This window comes from Chelatococcus sp. YT9 (assembly GCF_018398315.1).
GTDB lineage: Bacteria > Pseudomonadota > Alphaproteobacteria > Rhizobiales > Beijerinckiaceae > Chelatococcus.
Genome location: NZ_JAHBRW010000001.1, coordinates 1,619,428 through 1,640,021 on the forward strand (window position 1 = coordinate 1,619,428; position 20,594 = coordinate 1,640,021).

The 20,594-nt window shown below is 63.5% G+C and carries 16 protein-coding genes; 7 read left to right on the forward strand and 9 right to left on the reverse strand.

From position 1 onward, the window contains the following. The first annotated feature begins 20 nt into the window (after positions 1–20). A complete protein-coding gene (locus tag KIO76_RS07285) occupies positions 21–821 on the forward strand; it encodes a hypothetical protein (RefSeq protein ID WP_249729526.1) in 801 nt (266 codons plus the stop codon). 362 nt (positions 822–1,183) lie between these two features. Here KIO76_RS07285 and gyrB read toward each other — a convergent pair whose 3' ends face one another. The 7 genes from gyrB to mutM all read right to left on the reverse strand — a co-directional run bounded on the left by gyrB (position 1,184) and on the right by mutM (position 11,156). Then, positions 1,184–3,610, reverse strand: a complete 2,427-nt coding sequence (gene gyrB, locus KIO76_RS07290; protein ID WP_213322217.1) for a DNA topoisomerase (ATP-hydrolyzing) subunit B — start codon at positions 3,608–3,610, stop codon at positions 1,184–1,186. A gap of 132 nt (positions 3,611–3,742) precedes the next feature. Then, positions 3,743–4,372, reverse strand: a complete 630-nt coding sequence (locus tag KIO76_RS07295) for a LysE family translocator (RefSeq protein ID WP_213322219.1) — start codon at positions 4,370–4,372, stop codon at positions 3,743–3,745. Positions 4,373–4,486: 114 nt separating this feature from the next. Then, positions 4,487–5,611, reverse strand: coding sequence for a DNA replication/repair protein RecF (recF, locus tag KIO76_RS07300; RefSeq protein ID WP_213322221.1), 1,125 nt, complete (start codon positions 5,609–5,611; stop codon positions 4,487–4,489). A 266-nt stretch (positions 5,612–5,877) separates the two neighbouring features. Then, positions 5,878–6,999, reverse strand: coding sequence for a DNA polymerase III subunit beta (gene dnaN, locus KIO76_RS07305; protein WP_213322223.1), 1,122 nt, complete (start codon positions 6,997–6,999; stop codon positions 5,878–5,880). A 178-nt stretch (positions 7,000–7,177) separates the two neighbouring features. Beyond that, positions 7,178–8,662: a chromosomal replication initiator protein DnaA gene (gene dnaA, locus KIO76_RS07310; RefSeq protein ID WP_213325124.1), complete on the reverse strand. Its 1,485-nt coding sequence runs from the start codon at positions 8,660–8,662 to the stop codon at positions 7,178–7,180. A 1,111-nt stretch (positions 8,663–9,773) separates the two neighbouring features. Beyond that, positions 9,774–10,040, reverse strand: coding sequence for a 30S ribosomal protein S20 (gene rpsT, locus KIO76_RS07315; RefSeq protein ID WP_213322225.1), 267 nt, complete (start codon positions 10,038–10,040; stop codon positions 9,774–9,776). A 234-nt stretch (positions 10,041–10,274) separates the two neighbouring features. Further along, positions 10,275–11,156: a bifunctional DNA-formamidopyrimidine glycosylase/DNA-(apurinic or apyrimidinic site) lyase gene (gene mutM / locus KIO76_RS07320; RefSeq protein ID WP_213322227.1), complete on the reverse strand. Its 882-nt coding sequence runs from the start codon at positions 11,154–11,156 to the stop codon at positions 10,275–10,277. A gap of 377 nt (positions 11,157–11,533) precedes the next feature. On the opposite strand from mutM, the gene ubiE reads away from it, so the two are divergent. From ubiE to cysK, 6 genes are all read left to right on the forward strand, one after another. After that, positions 11,534–12,289, forward strand: a complete 756-nt coding sequence (gene ubiE / locus KIO76_RS07325) for a bifunctional demethylmenaquinone methyltransferase/2-methoxy-6-polyprenyl-1,4-benzoquinol methylase UbiE (RefSeq protein ID WP_213322230.1) — start codon at positions 11,534–11,536, stop codon at positions 12,287–12,289. A gap of 44 nt (positions 12,290–12,333) precedes the next feature. Beyond that, positions 12,334–13,905, forward strand: coding sequence for a 2-polyprenylphenol 6-hydroxylase (gene ubiB / locus KIO76_RS07330; RefSeq protein ID WP_213322232.1), 1,572 nt, complete (start codon positions 12,334–12,336; stop codon positions 13,903–13,905). A gap of 104 nt (positions 13,906–14,009) precedes the next feature. Further along, entirely contained in the window at positions 14,010–15,233 is a 1,224-nt protein-coding gene (gene coaBC / locus KIO76_RS07335; protein ID WP_213322234.1) for a bifunctional phosphopantothenoylcysteine decarboxylase/phosphopantothenate--cysteine ligase CoaBC, read from the forward strand. Beyond that, on the forward strand, positions 15,230–15,682 hold the full coding sequence (gene dut / locus KIO76_RS07340) for a dUTP diphosphatase (RefSeq protein WP_213322236.1): 453 nt from the start codon (positions 15,230–15,232) through the stop codon (positions 15,680–15,682). The genes coaBC and dut overlap by 4 nt, the downstream gene beginning before the upstream one ends. 27 nt (positions 15,683–15,709) lie before the next feature. Further along, entirely contained in the window at positions 15,710–16,159 is a 450-nt protein-coding gene (locus tag KIO76_RS07345) for an RrF2 family transcriptional regulator (protein WP_213322238.1), read from the forward strand. A gap of 91 nt (positions 16,160–16,250) precedes the next feature. Then, positions 16,251–17,222, forward strand: a complete 972-nt coding sequence (gene cysK / locus KIO76_RS07350) for a cysteine synthase A (RefSeq protein WP_213322240.1) — start codon at positions 16,251–16,253, stop codon at positions 17,220–17,222. A gap of 264 nt (positions 17,223–17,486) precedes the next feature. Here cysK and pnp read toward each other — a convergent pair whose 3' ends face one another. Together pnp and rpsO are read right to left on the reverse strand one after the other, a co-directional pair. Beyond that, positions 17,487–19,634 (reverse strand): polyribonucleotide nucleotidyltransferase, encoded by a 2,148-nt coding sequence (gene pnp, locus KIO76_RS07355; protein ID WP_213322243.1) that lies wholly within the window; start codon positions 19,632–19,634, stop codon positions 17,487–17,489. Between the two features lie 678 nt (positions 19,635–20,312). Next, positions 20,313–20,582, reverse strand: coding sequence for a 30S ribosomal protein S15 (gene rpsO, locus KIO76_RS07360; RefSeq protein WP_213322245.1), 270 nt, complete (start codon positions 20,580–20,582; stop codon positions 20,313–20,315). Positions 20,583–20,594: the final 12 nt, after the last annotated feature.

The following is a 20,594-nucleotide window of genomic DNA, read 5'->3' on the forward strand; positions in this document are numbered from 1 at the left end:
GGCCAGGGGCGAAATCCCGCATGCTGCTCCAGGCGATGGCTGCCGCGGGACATGTTGCGAAGAAGACCGCGAAGGTAACGGCCAAATGCGCCGTCAAGGGCTCCTTTGAGACCGCAGTCAAAGTGACAGCCGTCGGCAGCGCCGTAGGAGCTGGTGTCGCTCTCGTTCTCGCGGCCGGTCCAGTTCAGGCCGATAGTGCCCCACCGCCACGCCTGTTCGCCTGGCAGGATGATTTCGTTGGCCGCCTGGAGGCGCTGGCGCTGCTGCAGACCCTCAACGCCGAACTCCTTAGCAACCCAAGCGCTACCCTCACCTTGGAGCGCTGGTGCGCGCGGCACCAGCTCGCCTCACCGGTACGCGTGGTGGCGCGGCTGGTGCGCGGTGCCGACAAGGCGCCGACGGCGGCAATCAGACAGACGCTCGCGGTGGCGGAAGAAGAACCCGTGCGCTATCGGCGCGTTCAGCTTGTCTGCGGCGACTTCGTACTATCGGAAGCGGACAATTGGTATGTGCCAGCCCGGCTCACGCCGGAGATGAACCGGCTGTTGGACGAAACCGACACAGCTTTCGGACGTGCGGTGCAAGCGCTTCAGTTCCGGCGGCGGACGCTTTCAGCACGCTTGTTATGGACGCCGCTCCCGGACGGGTGGGAAATGTCGAGCCGACAGGTTCGGACGCCGGCCACGGGCCCTCTCGCCGTTCCCACCGAGGTCATACGGCATGAAGCAGTGCTGAGCGTACCTGACGGCACGCCCTTCAGCGTTGTGGTCGAAACTTATACTGACAAGGTGCTCGCCTTCCGGCGGCCGAGTGACCGCTAGAACGGAGCGCCCTTCAAGGCTTTCGGTTTGCGGCGATACGCGGCGCTATCAAGTCAGCCGCGACGCGTCCATCCGTCGCCTCCGGAGAGGGCGCCGCCGCAGGCGCCGGGTGGGGTTCACCTCACGCTGATCCGACCAAATAGCCAACAGATGCTGGCCAGAAGAGCATCGTCTCTTCCTCGTGCCCCACCCCCTCGCTGGTGCGAGGCCACCCTTTCATAAAGGGGGGCAGCGCGGGCTTTCAGACATGTCAGCCTGGAAGCCGCGAAGCGACGGCCCGGGATCTGGAAGCGTCGCCTCGCTCTCGCTCGGCCGGATGCCGGTATGCGGCTGCCGATGCCGATCGCGCTTGGGGAACGGCCTCAGACGTCGAGGTTCGCCACGTTCAGGGCGTTCGCCTGGATGAACTCACGGCGCGGCTCCACCGTATCTCCCATCAGCTTGACGAAGATATCGTCCGCGTCGGTGACTTCCTTGATCTTCACCTGCAGCAGGGAGCGCACATCGCGGTCGAGCGTGGTGGACCAGAGCTGGTCCGGATTCATCTCGCCGAGCCCCTTGTAGCGCTGCAGCTGAATGCCCTTGCGGCCCGTGGTCGCCACCGCGTTGAACAGGCTGACCGGCCCGTCCACGGCGATTTCCTCGTTGCGGCGGATGAGCTTCGAGGGGCGCGCGTAGGTCTGCAGGCTGGCTGCATGCTCGTCGAGCTTCCGGGCCTCGGACGAGGCGAGCAGCGCGGCATCGAGGCTCGCCACCTGCTTGACGCCGCGAACGACCCGGCTGAAGACGAAGCCGCCCGCTTCGGCGCGGCCTTCCCAGCCACGTTCCGTTTCCTCTGCAAGAGCGTCGAGACGGCGCGCGATGTAAGCGGCGGCCTCATTCGCGGTCTCAGGCTCTTCAGCCACCTGCGGGCGCAGCGCACCGGCGATGGCAGCTTGCTCCACGACGGCGCGGTCATAGCGGGTGTGGAGGTTGCTGAGGACATGCCGCACGAGCCGCGACTCATCGACGAGAGCCCTCAGGTCGAGCCCTGCTCGCTCCTCGCCGTTGGCGAAACGCAGCAGGGCTCCGTCGAGCCCACCCTCAAGGAGATAGTCTTCCAGCGCACGCTCGTCCTTGAGATACTGCTGCGACTTGCCGCGGGTGACCTTATAGAGGGGCGGCTGGGCGATGAAGATATGCCCGCGCTCGATCAGCTCCGGCATCTGCCGGAAGAAGAAGGTGAGCAGCAACGTGCGGATGTGGCTGCCGTCCACGTCCGCGTCCGTCATGATGATGATCTTGTGGTAGCGCAGCTTGTCGGCATTGAAATCCTCGCGGCCGATGCCGGTCCCGAGGGCGGTGATCAGCGTGCCGATCTGCTCCGAGGACAGCATCTTGTCGAAGCGCGCGCGCTCGACATTGAGGATCTTGCCACGCAGCGGCAGCACGGCCTGATATTCCCGGTTGCGGCCCTGTTTGGCGGATCCACCGGCCGAGTCACCCTCGACGATGAAGAGTTCCGCCTTGGCCGGATCGCGCTCCTGACAGTCGGCAAGCTTGCCGGGGAGCGAGGCAATATCGAGCGCGCCCTTGCGCCGGGTCAACTCACGCGCCTTGCGGGCGGCTTCGCGCGCGGCCGCCGCTTCCACCACCTTACCGACCACGGTCTTGGCATCGGAGGGGTTCTCCTCGAGCCAGATCGCGAGCGCCTCGTTGACGACGCCCTCGACCGCCGGCCGGACCTCCGACGACACGAGCTTGTCCTTGGTCTGGGACGAGAACTTCGGGTCCGGTACCTTCACGGAAACAACGGCTGTCAGACCCTCGCGGCAATCGTCACCGGTCAGGCCGACCTTCTCTTTCTTGGAGAGGCCCGAGCTTTCGGCATAGCCGGTGATCTGGCGCGTGAGGGCGCCTCGGAAGCCGGCAAGATGGGTTCCGCCGTCCCGCTGGGGGATATTGTTCGTGAAGACGAGCACATTCTCGTGGTAGCTGTCGTTCCACCAGAGAGCCACCTCGACGCCGACGCCGTCGCGCTCCCCGCGAATCACGATTGGCTTGTCGAGAAGGGACGATTTGGTGCGGTCTAGATAGTGGACGAAGGCCTCGACGCCCCCCTCGTAGAACAGCTCCTCGACCTTGCGCTCGGCATGGCGATTGTCCGTCAGGATAATGCGCACGCCGGAGTTCAGGAACGCCAGTTCACGCAGGCGATGCTCCAGGGTGGCGTAGTCGTATTCCACCATGCTGAAGGTTTCGGGCGAGGCGAGGAAGGAGACTTCCGTGCCGCGCTTGTCCACCGGGGCTTCACCGACGACGGCGAGCGGCGCTACCACGTTGCCATGCCGAAACTCGACGAAATGCTCCTTGCCGCCGCGCCAGATGCGCACCTTCAGCCAGGTCGACAGTGCGTTGACCACGGATACGCCAACGCCATGCAGGCCGCCGGAGACCTTGTAGGAATTCTGGTCGAACTTCCCGCCCGCATGCAGCTGGGTCATGATGACCTCGGCCGCTGAAATGCCCTCGCCGGGGTGAATGTCAGTCGGGATCCCGCGGCCGTTATCGGATACGGTGACGGAGCCGTCGGCATTCAGCGTCACGGTGACCTGCGTCGCATGACCGGCGAGCGCCTCGTCGATCGCGTTGTCCACGACCTCGTACACCATGTGGTGGAGGCCGGAGCCATCGTCGGTATCGCCGATATACATGCCCGGGCGCTTGCGGACGGCATCGAGGCCCTTGAGCACCTTGATGGAATCGGCGCCATAGGACTCTTCGTTCACGTCGCGGGCGGGTTCAGCCATGGATGGGTCCAATCCGATATCGGTAAGGATTGCTGCGATCGAGCCGCAGCCTTTGATTCGACAGCATAAATCTAATCATTCGGGCGTGAGATTTCACGCCCGCGCGGGCACTTTTCCCTTGAGAATGCGGCTTTATCGCGTTGCCACCGCAACGGCTGCGCCGGCCATCACGGTCCCACTGCCCCGATTGAGCCAACGCATGGCGCGCGGGGAGGTGAAGAGCCGGCGAACGCGCGTCGCCAGAAGCACATAGCCGGTGAACACGCCGGTCAATACAGCGACGATGACGCCGGCAAGCTCGACGAAGGCCAGAAGGCGAACATCCGCCAGATTGATGATGTTGGGCAGCAGCGCGAGGTAGAACATCATGGTTTTCGGGTTGCCCAGCGTGAGCATGAGACCGCCGATGAAAGCGCGCACGCCCCGCTCACCGCGACCCGCTTCAGCGCTGGTTCCAGGAACGGCCGAAACCGGTGCGAACCAGAGCTTCCACGCCAACCAAAGCAGGTAGGCCGCGCCGAGATATCGGATCATGAGGAAGAGCCCATGGAATGTCTGGGCGACCACGGCGAGACCGAGCACCGCGGCCGCCAGCCAGATGACGTCCCCGACAATAAGGCCGGCTAGAAAGGGAGCGACGCCTGCCGCTCCGCGCGCAAGCACGCGCGCCAGAATGGCGGCGACCGCCGGCCCGGGCGATGCGCCCGCCGCGGCGAGCACGCTGGCGAAGACGGCGAGGCTTATCAGGTCAAGGCCGGACATTGTCTCAGCTTCTCATGATAGGGCGTTGAACAGCGAAAACGTTGTTGTTGCTCATATCAGAAATGGCGCGCTGCGCGAAGATAGCGATCCACGCGCCCAGCCGCCGGCGGGCGATCAAATTGGGCTTGTGCCATAAGGTGTTACCGCACCCCCTGTTACCAGGAAGCGTGCTGAGCCCTCCGGCAGGTCAGTGAAGAGCGCAGGATCGGCGCCCGTCATCCAGACTTGAGATCCCAACGTCCGGAGTTCCTCGTAGAGTGCGGCGCGTCGGCGTGGATCGAGATGGGCCGCGACCTCATCCATCAGCACCAGTGGTGCGATCCCGCTCATGGTCGCGACAAGCCGGGCATGGGCGAGCACGAGCCCGATCAGCAGCGCCTTTTGCTCGCCGGTCGAGCATTGGCTGGCGGGCATCCCCTTGCCCCGATGATGAACGACGAGTTCGCTTGTCTGCGGCCCCGTGAGCGTGCGGCCGGCCGCCTTGTCACGCCCTCGGCCGTCATGCAGCAGACGGCGATAGTAATCCTCGACCTCGACGGCCGCTGTCGCGTTGACCATCGCCTCGATCTCACCGTCCAGCCGCAGCTCGGCCGAGGGAAACGGTGAGGCATCATTGCGGGTCGCTTCGATTAGCGCGGCGAGCCGTGCCACCGTTTCTGCCCGCGCCGCGGCAACGGCGACACCAAGCTCTGCCAACTCCCGTTCCACCGCGTCGAGCCAGGCACGATGGGGGGCATCCTCGGCTAGAAGCCGGTTGCGGCCGCGCATGGCCTTCTCGAATGCATTGACGCGTGTGCCGTGGCCGGCGTCGACAGCCAGAACGAGCCGATCCAGGAAACGACGGCGATCGCCGGCAGCACCGGAAAATAGTCCGTCGAAAGCCGGCGTCAGCCACACGACCCGGATATAGTCCGCGAAGGCCGATGCGGACGCCACGGCGGTTCCATCGACCCGGCACTTACGGCCGGAGCTGCCATCTGCGCTCGGTTCACTGCCGATCCCGAGGCGTATCTCATCAAAGGCTGATGCCAGGATCGCGGACACGGCGAAGCCCCCGCGCCCACCAAGGCGCGCGAGTTCGCCGAAGTCTGCCCTGCGCAACCCACGCCCCGGCGTGAATAGCGACAGCGCCTCGATAAGATTGGTCTTGCCCGCGCCGTTGTCGCCGACGAGCGCAACCAGCGGCGCCTCGCCAACGTCAAGATGGAGGTCTGCATAGCTGCGGAAATCCGCAAGCATGAGGCGCTTCACGCGCGGAGCTGTCGCGAGCTCCTGAATCGTCGCGTCCCCGCATTTTGCCTGGTTACTAGTAGCGGGGTTCGAGAGAACCACCGCTCCGCTGTGTCCACATGTCGCCAGCCAGCGGCCACATGTGTCAATCGCTTCGCGGCCGGCATCTCGCCGCCAGAATGTCTGATCCAGCTGAAAGCGCAACGCTCCGACTACAGGAACATCATTCGCGCAAGGCCGTTCCGACCCTTAAGGCAGTGTTGTGCCCTCGCCGGTCAGACCCGCATGGGCATCAGCACGTACAGTGCCGATGCGCCCTCGCGATCCTGCACGAGCGTGGGCGAGCCGGCGTCGGCCAGCTTGAACAGGGCCGTATCCCCGTCGAGCTGGCTCGTGATATCGAGGAGATAGCGGGCATTGAAGCCGATATCGAGGCCGCCCGCCTCATAGTCGACCTCCAGCTCCTCGGTTGCGCTGCCCGAATCCGGGTTGGTGACCGAAAGAACCATGCGGCCGTCGCTGAGGGCGAGCTTCACTGCACGCCCGCGTTCGGACGAAATGGTCGATACCCGATCCACCGCCGCGCTGAACACATCGCGATCGACGACGAGCTGCTTGTCATTGTTGGCCGGGATCACCCGCTGATAGTCCGGGAAAGTCCCGTCGATCAGCTTCGACGTCAGAACCACGGCGCCGATCGTCAGCCGCACCTTGGCGGGCGACAGCTCGACCGTAATCTCAGCTTCCAGGCCGTCGAGCAGCTTCTGAATCTCGGCAACGGCCTTGCGCGGCAGGATCACTCCGGGCATGCCGACTGATCCGGCGGGCGCTGGCACATCGACCCGCGCTAGCCGATGGCCGTCTGTCGCGACGGCGCGGAGCACGGTTGTTCCGGGCTCCGCCTCGATCGTGTGGATGAAGATGCCGTTGAGATAATAGCGCGTCTCCTCCGTCGAAATCGCGAACTGCGATTTGTCGATGAGGCGCTTCAATTCGATTCCTGGCAGGCTGAAGCGGTGGGGAAGGTCGCCCGCTGCGAGATCTGGAAAATCGCTTTCCGGCAGAGCCTGCAGGTTGAAACGCGAGCGCCCGGCTCGGATCAGCATCTGTGTCCCGTCGCCGGTCGTCTCGAGCGAAACTTGCGCGCCGTCCGGCAGCTTTCGCACGATGTCGTAGATCACGTGGGCCGGGACCGTAATGGCGCCTTCGATTTCGACATCGGCAGGAAGCGTTTCCGTCACCTCGAGGTCAAGATCGGTTGCCTTCAGGCTCAATTGACCGGCCACGCCCTTCAAAAGGACGTTGGACAGGATCGGAATCGTTGTGCGCCGCTCGACGACGCGATGGACATGACCGAGCGACTTCAAAAGCGTCGCCCGTTCGACGGTGACCTTCATCGAACGTTCCGTTTCTCTCTAACGCAATGTCCCGTGCAAAACAGGCTGGAAAGAAACCGGCCCGCCCAACGGGTGGGCAGGCACAATGCCGTCTCGCCAGCGCTTTCGCAAGGGCACTTGTTGAGCAAGCCACGGTTCCCGATGGCAGCCGCCCGGGAGCGGCCGCTTTCCGGGAGACTTACTCCTGCAGCATGCGCTTCAGGAGCTCGACCTCTTCGTTCAATGAGCTGTCGTCGCCGACGGCCTTTTCGATCTTCCGCACCGCATGGAGCACGGTGGTGTGGTCCCGTCCGCCGAAGCGCCGGCCGATTTCCGGCAGCGAACGCAAGGTCAGGATCTTGGACAGATACATTGCGATCTGGCGGGGCTTGACCACGGCCGCCGTTCGGCGCTCGGACAGAATGTCGGCACGCGAGACATTGTACCGGCTGGCTACCAGCTTCTGGATGTCCTCAATCTTGACGCGCTTGGGGTCCTTGGTACGCACGAGGTCGCGGATAGCAGCCTCGGCTGTCTCCAAAGACATCTCCGACCCCGACAGGGTGGAATGCGCCAGGAGGCGGTTAACGGCACCGTCGAGATCACGGCCATTGGTCGTGATCACGCGCGCGACGTAGGACACCACGGGTGCCGGCACAGAGAAGGCCGGATGGACGGATTGCACCGCCGCGATCCGCGCCATCAGGATGCGATTGCGCAGTTCCTCGTCCAGCGAGGCCATCTCGACCACGAGCCCACCGGCAAGGCGTGAGCAAACGCGCTCGTCCAGCGCCTCGAGATCAGCGGGCGGACGATCCGCGGCGACGACGATCTGCCGGCCGGCATCGAGCAAAGCGTTGATGGTATGGCCGAACTCCTGCTGGATCGACTTGCCTTGCAGGAACTGCACGTCATCGATGACGAGAAGATCGATGCCGCGAAGCTTTTCCTTGAAGGCGAGTGCGGTTTGCGCCTTGAGCGCCGCCACGAAGCCATACATGAAGCGATCGGCGGTGAGATAGATGACCCGCTTTCCGCAGCGTTGCGCTTCGTGGGCCACGGCCTGGATCAGATGCGTCTTGCCGAGGCCAACGCCTGCGTGGAGATAAAGTGGGTTATAGAGGGGCGTCGCGCCATCATCTCGCGCCACCCGCTCAGCGGCAGCATGCGCGAGCGCATTGGAGCGGCCAACGATGAAGGACTCGAACGTCAGGCGGCTGTCGAGCGGGTTGCCCGTGAGGTCAGAGCCTTCGCTCCGCTGTGCCACCGCCGCTGCAACCGGTTTCTCGAAAACCGGCTGTGTGACGCTCGCCTCCGCAAACCCCTCGCGTGCGACGGCTGGACGCGGCGCGGGGGGCTCCGCCGGCCGCGCCGCTGCGACAGCGTCACGGTTCACCGAGCCACGGACGGATAAGGCGAGACGGGTCACTTCCGCGCATTCGGCGCGGAACAGGTTCAGCACGCGGTCAGCATAGTGGGACTCGATCCAGCTCTTGAGAAAACGCGTGGGCACGGTCAGGCGCGCGACGCCCTCGGTCACGCCATCCAGCTCGAGACGTCCGAACCAGCTGGTAAAAACATCTTCCCCCAGCTCGACGCGCAGCCGGCGCCGCACCCGCGTCCAAGGCTCACCGAATACCGGCTGATCGCCAACGGCGCTCGTGCTCACCACCGCAGCCCCCATGCCACCCTTCGCCAAGTCACCCTTCCCCAAAACACCGCTTCCCAACGCACCATTTCCCAAGATACTCGACCCCAAACCATGCGTGACCTTGGCGCTTCCCTTGAGGACATCGCCAAGGTTGCCCGGACTGATACCGGGACCACGCGCCGCTGTTGCTAAGGCTTCGGAAGGCCGTAAACCCTGGCCGGACAAAGGGCCCTTTTCAGGGCTTCCACGTTCTCCGGCGAGTTTCGTCCCTTCGTTCACCTTATACATCGACCGCAGCTCCTTTTTTTGTTTTAACGCCCGACCTCTGAGCGCAAACCATCTCCACGGCACAATCGACGATTGTGCCGCTGTTGGATCTCCAACGAACAAACCTTAAGCCGCGCCTGCCCTTAAAAAGGTACGCAACAAGAGGCGTGCGGAGACTGTTTCGAAATTACGCAGAGTCAACGGGACCAGGTGCGCAGCAACCAAGAACTTTACAGATCAGGAAGCCGCATAACACCGGCATAATCTGTGACGATGCTTTCCACACTGCTCGATAAGCAGAGGTCGCAGGATGTATATAGAGCGACCTGACAGCTGTTGAACAGACAAAAAATCACCGCCCCCTCCTGAAAAAGAGGTTGAATTCTTCCAACTTTCCCGCTGAAGGCCTCAAGGCGAAAGCCTCAAGTTCCCTAACACTACGACACCCTCTTGGGCGGGCGCAACACATCAAACGGTTGTGGAGGCGCCAAAGCTCACCTGCCGGCGAGTTGCGGCGACCGCAGGGCAGCTTGCAAACAGTGTAAATTGTTGTTGATGCTCGGTTTTCGTAATGGCTCAGCTCAAGCTGAATCGCCAGCCTAGGGAAATGATTTGCGACACGATAGGTCGTCCGTCCTCACATCCCCGGGGGCAGATTCGCCCCTCGCCACACCCTTTGCCCGCTAAGGATCTGTTCTGACGGCGTTTTATCTGCGCAGTTGGGTTTGCGAGATGCCCGCGATTCAGCAATTGTTTGTCAAGAGTAAAAGCAGCGCATGTAGCGCCTGAAATGCGTATTCGACGGCGTGGAATAAAAAAAGTCCGGCAAAAGCCGGACTTTTCAAAGCAATCGAATAGTATCGATCGACAGTATCGATTAAGCGCTGAGCGCCTTGATGCGGCTCGCCAGGCGAGACACCTTCCGCGACGCCGTGTTCTTATGCACGACGCCCTTCTGAGCGGCGCGCATCAACTCGGGCTCAGCCGAGCGCAGGGCCACAACGGCGGCGGCCTTGTCGCCGCTGCCGATGGCTTCCTCGACACGGCGGAGGAAGGTGCGGACGCGGCTCTTACGCGCCTTATTCACGGCCGTGCGGCGTGCAATCTTGCGAGCCGCCTTCTTGGCCGACGCGGTATTAGCCATCTCTAACCTCTTGATCGTCCCCGATCTGTCCGCACAACCGGTAGCGGCGAGCGATCGGGATCGGCAGTTGTTAACAGTGAAAGAGGGCAGCGCCGAACGCCACCCATCCTGATGGGCGGCTTATACGGCCTCGCGGTCCAAGCGTCAACGCTCGTCTTGCATTCTTCTGCATGCCGGCCCGACAGAGGCGGACCTGATAGGACGGTGAAGGGGCGACGCCTGTGCTGGAAGCCATCACCGCTGGCAGCTAGCGCAGAAGAATGTCGAGCGCCCAGCCTGGGTCATCCGCGAGATCGTGCCGCGGCATCCCGGCGTGGGGCAGGGATCCTGCTCCCGGTCGTAGACCCGGAAGCCATGCTGAAAATAGCCGAGCGAGCCATTCGGCTGCGCATAGTCGCGCAGGCTGGAACCGCCGGCAGCGACTGCCTCGGACAAGACCTCGCGGATTGCGGTTGCCAGTCGCTTCGCACCCGCTGTTGGCCGGCCAGCCGCCGTAACGAGCGAGCCCGCCGCTCGAGCGGGTGAAAGTCCGGCCCGATGCAGCGCCTCGCAGACATAGATATTGCCAAGACCGGAGATCAGCCCCTGGTCCATGAGGGCGGCTTTCAGGGGAGCTTGCCGCCCGGCCATCAGGCGGGCGAGCAACTCGGCATCCAGCTCGTTGCCGAGAGGTTCCACGCCAAGCTTGGCGATCAGCGGATGCTGCAGCAGATCCGCCCGTGGCACGAGCACCATAAAGCCGAAGCGCCGCGCGTCGTTGTAGGTGATGGTCAGCCTGTTGGAGAGGTGAAACACCACGTGATCATGGCGGCGGTCGCCGCCTGCCTGGTGATGGTAGGCGCCCGGCATCGCGCGCCCGTCCTTCGCTTCGATCAGGAAGCGGCCGCTCATCCCGAGATGCATGATAAGGACGTCGCCGCTGGAGAGGTCGGCGAGGAGGTACTTGGCGCGTCGCCCGAGGCCGAGGACGCTTTGGCCGCGCAGCCTGTCCGGGAAGTGCTCGGGAAAGGGAAATCGCAGGTTCGGCCGTCGCTGTTCGACAGATGTGATCACCACTCCGACCATGGCCGGTTCCAGGCCGCGCCTGACGGTTTCAACCTCGGGAAGTTCGGGCATAGATGTCCTGCTGCGCTGCACTGCCGCAGCGTCGATCCAATGGGTGAGCCTCAGATAGCAACAGGCAAGCGCGGATACCAGAGCGGTCGCTCGCCAGGACGACCATGGCGGGCCGAGCCTTGTCGCGAGATGATTTAAGGAGATGCGTTGGCTGGGTCGGCCTCGTCCGGAGCCGTTGTGCCAGAGGAGGCAGACGCCGATCACGCCGCATCCGCACGCAAGGCGTGATATCATCTCACATCCCACGGAATGCGATCATTTCCAATAAGATAGAGGCGGAGAGCGACCGAATGGCACTTTCCCCTTTTGGGGCTCTTGATCTATGTTCGGGCGATTTCGACTGCATCAGCAGTTTTTAATAGGGATGCGATATCACGGTGACCCCGGCGAATGACCTGACGCATTTCGGCTTTTCCGAGGTGCCCCTCGATGAAAAGCAGACGCTCGTGAACGACGTCTTCCACAAGGTCGCGCGCCGTTACGACGTGATGAACGATCTCATGTCAGGCGGCCTGCATCGCGCTTGGAAGAACGCGCTGGTCTCGTCGCTGCGACCGCCGCGGAGCCGCCCCTTCGCCCATCTCGACGTGGCGGGCGGCACCGGGGACGTTGCCTTCCGGGTGCTCGACGCGGGCGGGCCGGAGACACGCGTCACTGTGCTCGATATCAATGGAGACATGCTGGAGGTCGGCAGGGATCGCGCGGGAGCGCGGTATGGTGATCGTATCACCTTCGTGGCCGGGAACGCGGAGACGCTTCCCTTCGGCGATCGTGAATTCGACGCTTATACGGTGGTGTTCGGCATTCGCAACGTGCCGCGCATCGACAAGGCGCTGGCCGAAGCCTATCGCGTGCTGAAGCGGGGTGGACGGCTGCTATGCCTCGAGTTCAGCCATGTCGATGTGCCCGGCGCGGACGCGTTCTATCGCGCGTACTCCTTTAATGTCATCCCGGCTGTGGGCCGCATGGTGACCGGTGATGCCGAGCCCTATCGCTACCTTGTCGAGTCAATCCGCCGCTTTCCGACGCCCCAGGCCTTTTCCACCATGCTGGAAGATGCCGGCTTCCGCTCGGTGAGCTATCGTCCGATGACCCTGGGCGTTGTGGCGCTCCATTCGGCGTGGAAGCTTTGATGGGTTGTCCATCCGGCTGGTCTGGCGCGCGGGGGAGGCGATAGGTGGCGCTTTCCGATATCTGGCATATCGTGTCCTTCGCCCGGGTAGGCTTCGTGCTGGCGCGCGAGGGGGCCTTTGGCCTGTTCGACCAGTCCCTCTTACCGCCGGCGGCAAGGGCCGGCGTTCGGATCGCGCGGCTTATCGAGCGACGCGGTCGTGGCGATGGTGCAGAACGCCTGGCCGCCGCATTGACGCGGCTCGGTCCCTCATATGTCAAGTTCGGCCAGTTCCTGGCGACCCGTCCCGATGTCGTGGGCATTCGCGTGGCGCGCGATCTCGAGGCGCTGCAGGATCGAATGCCTGCTTTCCCAAAGGCCCAGGCGGTCGCGATCGTTGAGGAAACGCTCGGGCAGCCGCTCGTCCAGGTCTTCGCCAGTTTCAGCGATCCGGTTGCAGCCGCCTCCATCGCCCAGGTGCATCGCGCCCGGCTCGTTGACGCGCGGGGTGGCCGCGAGGTCGCGGTGAAGGTGCTGCGCCCCGGCGTGCGCGAGCGCTTCAACGCGGATCTTTCTGCCATGCGGTTCGGGGCCCGGCTGGCAGCGCGTTTTCTGCCGGACATGCACCGCCTCAAGCCGGTTGAGGTCGTTGAGACGCTGGCGCGCTCCGTCGTCATGGAGATGGATCTTCGGCTGGAGGCGGCCGCGCTTTCAGAGCTCGCCCAGAATACTGCGGCAGACGTTGATTTCCGCGTGCCGGCCGTTGAATGGGACATGACCGGCCGCGACGTGCTGGTCAACGAATGGGTGGAAGGTCTGCCCCTCTCCGATCTTGCCGGCATCGAGGCGGCAGGGCATGACCGCGTCGCGCTCGGACGCGCGGTGATCCAGACCTTCCTGCGTCAAGCCCTGCGCGACGGCTTCTTCCACGCCGACATGCATCCCGGCAATCTCTTCGCGGCGCCCGACGGTCGGCTCGTCGCCGTGGATTGCGGCATCATGGGGCGCTTGAGTCTGGAGGAGCGCCGCTTCCTCGCGGAGATCCTCTACGGCTTCATTACCCGCGACTATCAGCGTGTTGCAGAGGTGCATTTCGAGGCCGGCTATGTGCCGCATCGCCATAGCGTCGCTGATTTCGCCCAGGCGATCCGCGCCATCGGCGAACCGATCCACAAGCGGCGCGCGGACGAGATCTCAATGGCGAAGCTGCTGACTCTTCTCTTCGAGATCACGGCGCTCTTCGACATGCAGACTCGCACGGAGCTGGTGATGCTCCAGAAGACGATGGTCGTGGTCGAGGGCGTGGCGCGCAATCTCGATCCGAAGCTTGACATGTGGTCCACAGCCGATCCCGTGGTCCGGAGCTGGATCGAGCAGAACCTTGGGCCTCTCGGGCGGCTGGCGGATATCAGTCGCAATGCCCGCGAGTTCGGGGGCTTCCTCGGCCATCTCCCGGGTCTGCTCACCCGTGGCGAACGCCTGGTGGCCGACGTGGAACGGATGGCTCGGGAAGGTGTCCATCTCGATCAGGACAGTGTCGCGGCCATTGGCCGAGCGGAAGCACGTGGGGGGCGTGCACGCACAGTCGCGCTCTGGCTGATTGTCGCTCTGCTCGGCTTAATCTGGCTCGCCATGTAAAGACCGTTATTTCGCGCTGAATTCTGCGAAATGGGGTAAAGCCCGCGCTTGGAATGTGCTAATCGTGGGCGCAACGCGCAAGCAAGAGGCGCCGGAGTTTTGGATTGCAGAAGCGTATTCTTCTCATCATTGCCGGCGGGATCGCGGCCTACAAGTCTCTCGATCTGATCCGTCGCTTGAAGGAGCGGGGCTACGCCGTCCGCGCGATCCTGACGCGTGGCGGCGCCGAGTTCATCACGCCCTTGTCTGTCGGCAGCCTGTGCGGCGAACGCGCCTTCACCGACATGTTCTCCCTGACAGATGAAGCGGATATCGGCCATATTGCTTTGTCGCGGCAGGCAGACCTTCTGGTTGTCGCACCGGCGACCGCAGATATCCTTGCCAAGATGGCTCAGGGTCACGCGGACGATCTCGCGAGCACGGCACTGCTCGCGACGGATAAGCCCATTCTGGTCGCGCCGGCGATGAACCCACGCATGTGGGAGCATCCAGCCACACGGCGCAACATGGCCCAGCTTTTGGCAGACGGCGTGCGTGTCGTGGGTCCCAACAGCGGGCGAATGGCCGAGCGCGGCGAGGAAGGTCCGGGGCGCATGGCCGAGCCGCTGGAGATCGTTGCCGCGATAGAGCAGGCGTTGGAAGGCACGGCCGGCCGATCGGATGCAAAACGAGCTCTCGCGGGCAGGCGGGTCGTCATTACCTCAGGGCCGACGCATGAGCCGATTGACCCCGTCCGCTATATTGCCAATCGCTCCTCCGGCCGCCAGGGGCATGCCATCGCGGCGGCTGCCGCGGCCCAGGGTGCCGAAGTGATCCTCGTTTCGGGTCCAGTATCGATTCCCGATCCAGCGGGCGTAACGGTTCACCATGTGGAGACGGCCGTGGAGATGCTCGAGGCGGTCGAGGCGGCGTTGCCGGCTGATGTCGGCATTTTCACCGCGGCTGTCGCCGACTGGCGGGTGGCGGGCGAAGCCCTGCAGAAAATGAAGAAGACGGGCACCGCGCCAAAGCTCGCCTTGGTCGAAAACCCCGACATTCTGGCGACTGTCGCGCACCGCCGCGTGAATAGACCAAGGCTCGTGGTGGGTTTCGCCGCCGAAACAGAAAACGTCGTCGCCTACGCTCAGGCCAAGCGTCAGCGCAAGGGTTGCGACTGGATCATCGCCAATGACGTGAGCCACGCCACGGGCATCATGGGCGGAGAGAACAATACGGTGCATGTGGTGACCGCTGATGCGGTCGAGGACTGGCCTGATCTGCCGAAGACCGAGGTCGCCGCGCGGCTGGTGGAACGTATCGCACGCGTATTCCAGGAGAATAATGTATGAGCGTTGAAGTGGGGTTGCGCCGCCTGGCGCACGCCGAGGGTCTCCCGTTACCGCGATACGAGACACCGGACGCGGCCGGACTTGATCTGACGGCGGCCGTACCCGATGGCCAGCCCCTGACGCTGCAGCCGGGCGCCCGCGCGCTTGTGCCCACTGGGCTCGTGATTGCTTTGCCGCGCGGATACGAGGGGCAGGTGCGGCCTCGCTCCGGGCTCGCGCTCAAGCAAGGCCTGACCGTCGCGAATGCTCCCGGCACCATCGATGCGGATTACCGGGGCGAACTCGGCGTCATCCTGATTAATTTGGGCGAGGAGCCCGTCGTCATCACACGTGGCATGCGCATTGCCCAACTCGTCATCGCGCCCGTCATCCAGGTCGCTCTGCGCGAGGTTGAGACCGTCGACGCGACGGCGCGCGGTAGCGGGGGCTTCGGCTCCACCGGCGCGTGACGAACTAACCGAGAGGAGCCATCCGCCATGATCTTGCTCTCCAGGCGCAGCCTTCTGGCCGTTGCCGCGGTGGTTGATGTTGCCATCCATGCGAGGCCGACCCCCGTTGCAGCGAAATTTCTCGCGGCGCGCCACAACTTGCCGCCGCGTCATCTTGAAACCGTGCTGCAGCAACTCGTACGCGCTGGAATTCTGAAAGGGGTACGTGGCCCGCGCGGCGGCTATGAGCTGGCGCGGGAGCGCCGCCGGATCTCAGCCGGCGATATCGTGCGGGCGGCGATGGATGGCGACGACGACAGCGGTCTGCCGGTTCCCGACTCGGTCCTCGTTGATCGCGTCATTGGCCCCACGATCCGCGAGGCTAGCGAAACCTTTCTGGCGAAGCTCGATCAGATCACCGTGGAAGACCTGTGCCGGAAGGCCGATGCGACGGCGGTCTTCGCCGCGCCCGCTGCTGCGGAAGATTTTACGATCTGAATTGTAAAATATTTCATTTGTCGCCATACTATTGTTATATGAACGTTGAAATCAGTCCGGGACGTACGTCCCGCGCAACGGAGAAAGCGCCATGGCGGACAAATCGAGTGCATCCACGGGGCCGGGCCGCGGCCGTGTGTACGACTCCATCACCGAGACGATCGGCGATACCCCGCTCGTCCGGCTTCATCGACTGGAGCAGGAGCGTGGCCTGAAGGCTCGCCTGCTTGCCAAGCTCGAATTTTTCAACCCGATCGCGAGCGTCAAGGATCGCATCGGCGTCAACATGATCGCGGCCCTCGAAGAGCAGGGCCTCATCAAGCCGGGCGCGACACTGATCGAGCCGACCTCGGGCAACACGGGGATCGCACTCGCCTTCGTTGCGGCCGCGCGTGGTTACCGCCTCATTCTGGTGATGCCGGAGACGATGTCCATCGAGCGGCGCAAGATGCTGTCGCTTCTCGGCGCCGAGCTCGAGCTGACCCCCGGTCCCCAAGGCATGCGTGGCGCGATCAACCGCGCGGAGGAATTAAAGGCCTCGATCCCGGGATCGATTATTCCGCAGCAATTCCACAATCCGGCAAACCCGGACATTCACCGGCGCACTACAGCGGAAGAAATCTGGAACGACACCAAAGGCGAGGTCGACATCGTCGTCTCGGGTGTCGGCACCGGCGGCACGATTACCGGCATCGGGCAGGTGTTGAAGCCGCGCAAGCCTTCTCTTCATATCGTCGCCGTTGAGCCGGAGGATTCTCCCGTCCTGTCGGGTGGTCAGCCCGGCCCGCACAAGATCCAGGGCATCGGCGCGGGCTTCGTACCGGAGGTGCTGGACCGTTCCGTGATCGACGAGGTCGTAACTGTCGGTAATCAGACAGCTTTCGACACGTCACGCCTGCTTGCCCGCACTGAAGGCATCCCGGTGGGAATTTCAGCCGGCGCTGCACTGGCGGCAGCCCTTGAAGTTGCGGCCCGGCCGGAATCGGCGGGCAAAACCATCGTCCTCATCGTCCCCGATTTCGCCGAGCGCTATCTTTCGACGGCCTTGTTCGAAGGCCTGTGAGAAGGCCGCGGTTTTTACGTCACTGAGGGCAATTTTTCTGTGTCATCCCGGGCGACCTCAAGGCCGAGCCCGGGACCCAGAGACGATGCCGTTCGTGGTTTATCCACCGCAGTGAATTGCGTGGGTGCGCCTTGCCGGAGTGATTCCCGTACCCGGCGATTTGTTGCACACGGACTCGGATCGATCTGCGCGATTGCTGAAGACCGCAATAAAAAAGGCCGGCGAAAGCCGGCCTTTTTCGTTCCAGTGAACGGAGGTCGCGCCTTACTCGGCGGTACCTTCCTTCTGTTCGGCCTTCTGCTTGGCCTCCAGATCCTCGCCTGTCTCCTGGTCCACAGCCTTCATGGAGAGGCGGACCTTGCCGCGCTCGTCGAAGCCGAGGAGCTTGACCTTGACCTTCTGGCCTTCCTTGACGACGTCCGTCACCTTCTGAACGCGCTGCGGAGCCAGTTGGGAGATGTGGACGAGACCATCGCGAGAGCCGAAAAAGTTCACGAAGGCGCCGAAATCCGTGGTCTTCACCACGGTGCCCTCATAGATCGCGTTCAGCTCAGGCTCGGCGGCGATGCCCTTGATCCAGTTGATCGCGGCGGTGATGGACTTTCCATCCGAAGAGGCGACCTTGACGGTGCCATCGTCGCCGATGTCGATCTTGGCGCCCGTCTTCTCGACGATCTCGCGGATGACCTTGCCACCCGACCCGATGACCTCGCGGATCTTGTCCTGCGGGATCTTGATGGTCTCGATGCGCGGGGCATATTCACCGAGCTCGGCGCGAGCCGAGGTCAGCGCTTTGCCCATCTCGCCGAGGATGTGCAGACGACCGCCCTTGGCCTGGTCGAGGGCGACCTTCATGATTTCCTCGGTGATGCCGGCGATCTTGATGTCCATCTGCAGAGCGGTGATGCCCTGGTCGGTACCGGCCACCTTGAAGTCCATGTCGCCGAGATGGTCCTCATCGCCCAGGATGTCGGACAGCACCGCGTAGCGCTCACCTTCGAGGATCAAGCCCATGGCGATGCCAGCCACGGGCCGGCGCAGCGGCACGCCCGCGTCCATCAGCGACAGCGAAGTGCCGCAGACGGTCGCCATCGAGGACGAGCCGTTGGACTCGGTGATCTCGGAAACCACGCGCAGAGTGTAAGGAAACTCATGGTGCGGCGGCAGCATGGGGTGAACCGCGCGCCATGCGAGCTTGCCGTGGCCGATTTCGCGCCGGCCGGGCGATCCGATGCGGCCCGTCTCGCCGACAGAGTAGGGCGGGAAGTTGTAGTGGAGCAGGAAGGTTTCCTTGTAGGTGCCTTCCAGCGAGTCGACGAACTGCTCGTCATCACCTGTGCCCAACGTCGCGACCACGAGAGCCTGCGTCTCACCACGGGTGAAGAGGGCCGAGCCGTGGGTGCGCGGCAGGAGGCCGACTTCCGAGACGATCGGGCGAACGGTCTTCACGTCGCGGCCGTCGATGCGAGTGCCGGTGTCGAGGATGTTCCAGCGCACGATCTTGGCCTGGACTTCCTTGAAGACGGACTTGACCTGCTCGGCCGGAAAGCGCGCCTCGCCTTCCTCGGGAAGAAGTGCCGCAACGACCTTGGCCTTTGCGGCATCGACCGCTGCGTAGCGGCTCTGCTTGTCGACGATCTGATAGGCGGCGCGCAGATCCGCCTCGGCGATCTCGAGAACCGCCTTCTCGATCTCCGAGACATCCGGGGTGACGATGTCACGCGGCTCCTTGGCGGCCTTTTCGGCAAGGCGGATGATGGCCTCGATCACCGGCTGGAAGGCGTTGTGACCGAACATCACGGCGCCGAGCATCACCTCTTCCGAAAGCTCCTTGGCTTCCGATTCCACCATCAACACGGCGTCAGCCGTGCCGGCAACGACGAGATCGAGGTCGGAAGCTTCCTTCTCGGTGACAGCCGGGTTGAGCTTGTACTCGCCCTTGACATAGCCGACACGCGCCGCGCCGACCGGGCCGGTGAAGGGCACGCCGGAAAGGGTCAGCGCTGCGGAAGCCGCGACCATCGACACGATGTCGGGATCGTTTTCCAGGTCGTGGGTGAGCACGGTGACGATGACCTGGGTGTCATTGCGCCAGCCGTCGAGGAAGAGCGGACGAATCGGGCGGTCGATCAGACGGGAGACCAGCGTCTCCTTCTCGGAGGGGCGTCCTTCGCGCTTGAAATAGCCACCGGGAATGCGGCCAGCGGCATAGGCCTTTTCCTGGTAGTTCACGGTGAGCGGCATGAAATCGACGCCGGGCTTCGGCTCCTTGGCCGCCACAACCGTAGCGAGAACCGTCGTTTCACCGTAGGTCGCCAGAACCGCGCCATCGGCCTGACGGGCGATGCGGCCCGTCTCAAGGGTCAGCGTAGTGCCGCCCCAATTTATCTCTTCACGTTGAATATCGAACATGGGTTTATCTCTCATGGTCTTTCGGGCCCGAAGGCCGGAAGCCGCTTGAGGCGACGCCATGAGCAAGACGGCGAGAGGCTCGATCCTTGATGAGCATCCGGCGATCCTGCCATGGTCGTCTGGCCCGGCCGTTCACGTAACACGCCTGGCCGTTCAAGCAACCTGTGTAAGGGAAGCTGCTGGACGAGCCCGCATGTCCCTCATGAAGGGCGGTCAACCCTTGCTGTCCGCCCAGGACGTAGCGCAAAACACGGCCGATCTGCCGATTTCACGATACGCGCCTATTGCAGCACCATGCTGCGATTCGAATGATAGCCGCGACTGCGGGTCCGCTAACCCTTGTCACTGGCCACGAGCCGCGCGATCCAACCAGCCGGCTATCAGGCAGGCCGACATGGCCTGCTCTTGTTTCGACCCTATGGGGCCGTCTTCCTAATGTCGTCTGCCGCCCGACCTGGCCGTCCCGGCCGCGCGATCTGTACACCGGAGCGGACTGGTCCTGACGAGATCAGAACGACCGCTCTTCTCGTTCGCATCCGAGCATCCGATGCCACGCGGGCTTGAGCTCTGATGCCTTGGGGCGGCGAGCCCCTTAAAAATCGGGCGCGCCATCCCCGTCTCGAGGCCTGAAACCAGACGATCCCGGCACCGTTGTCGGTGGCGGGATCGCGATGCCGATCAGCGACGGAGGCCGAGGCGCTCGATCAGGCTGCGGTAACGGGCTTCGTCCTTCTTCTTCAGGTAGTCGAGCAGCGAACGGCGTTGCGAAACCATCTTCAGCAGTCCGCGCCGCGAGTGATTGTCCTTCGCGTGTGTGCGGAAATGCTCGGTCAGATTGACGATGCGCGTGGTCAGGATTGCAATCTGCACCTCGGGAGAGCCGGTGTCGTTGGCAACCCGTCCATAATCCTTGAGGAGCTCTTGCTTGCGCTCGGCTGTAATCGACATCGATATCTCCTT

What these genes read in the sequence shown, in the direction of transcription:
- KIO76_RS07285 (WP_249729526.1), top strand. Translation starts at nt 21, where the DNA reads ATGCTGCTCCAGGCGATGGCTGCCGCGGGACATGTTGCGAAGAAGACC.
- KIO76_RS07345 (WP_213322238.1), top strand. Translation starts at nt 15,710, where the DNA reads ATGATCTTGCTCTCCAGGCGCAGCCTTCTGGCCGTTGCCGCGGTGGTT.
- dut (WP_213322236.1), top strand. Translation starts at nt 15,230, where the DNA reads ATGAGCGTTGAAGTGGGGTTGCGCCGCCTGGCGCACGCCGAGGGTCTC.
- mutM (WP_213322227.1), bottom strand. Translation starts at nt 11,156, where the DNA reads ATGCCCGAACTTCCCGAGGTTGAAACCGTCAGGCGCGGCCTGGAACCG.
- cysK (WP_213322240.1), top strand. Translation starts at nt 16,251, where the DNA reads ATGGCGGACAAATCGAGTGCATCCACGGGGCCGGGCCGCGGCCGTGTG.
- dnaN (WP_213322223.1), bottom strand. Translation starts at nt 6,999, where the DNA reads ATGAAGGTCACCGTCGAACGGGCGACGCTTTTGAAGTCGCTCGGTCAT.
- recF (WP_213322221.1), bottom strand. Translation starts at nt 5,611, where the DNA reads ATGCTTGCGGATTTCCGCAGCTATGCAGACCTCCATCTTGACGTTGGC.
- rpsO (WP_213322245.1), bottom strand. Translation starts at nt 20,582, where the DNA reads ATGTCGATTACAGCCGAGCGCAAGCAAGAGCTCCTCAAGGATTATGGA.
- gyrB (WP_213322217.1), bottom strand. Translation starts at nt 3,610, where the DNA reads ATGGCTGAACCCGCCCGCGACGTGAACGAAGAGTCCTATGGCGCCGAT.
- rpsT (WP_213322225.1), bottom strand. Translation starts at nt 10,040, where the DNA reads ATGGCTAATACCGCGTCGGCCAAGAAGGCGGCTCGCAAGATTGCACGC.
- pnp (WP_213322243.1), bottom strand. Translation starts at nt 19,634, where the DNA reads ATGTTCGATATTCAACGTGAAGAGATAAATTGGGGCGGCACTACGCTG.
- dnaA (WP_213325124.1), bottom strand. Translation starts at nt 8,662, where the DNA reads ATGGGGGCTGCGGTGGTGAGCACGAGCGCCGTTGGCGATCAGCCGGTA.
- KIO76_RS07295 (WP_213322219.1), bottom strand. Translation starts at nt 4,372, where the DNA reads ATGTCCGGCCTTGACCTGATAAGCCTCGCCGTCTTCGCCAGCGTGCTC.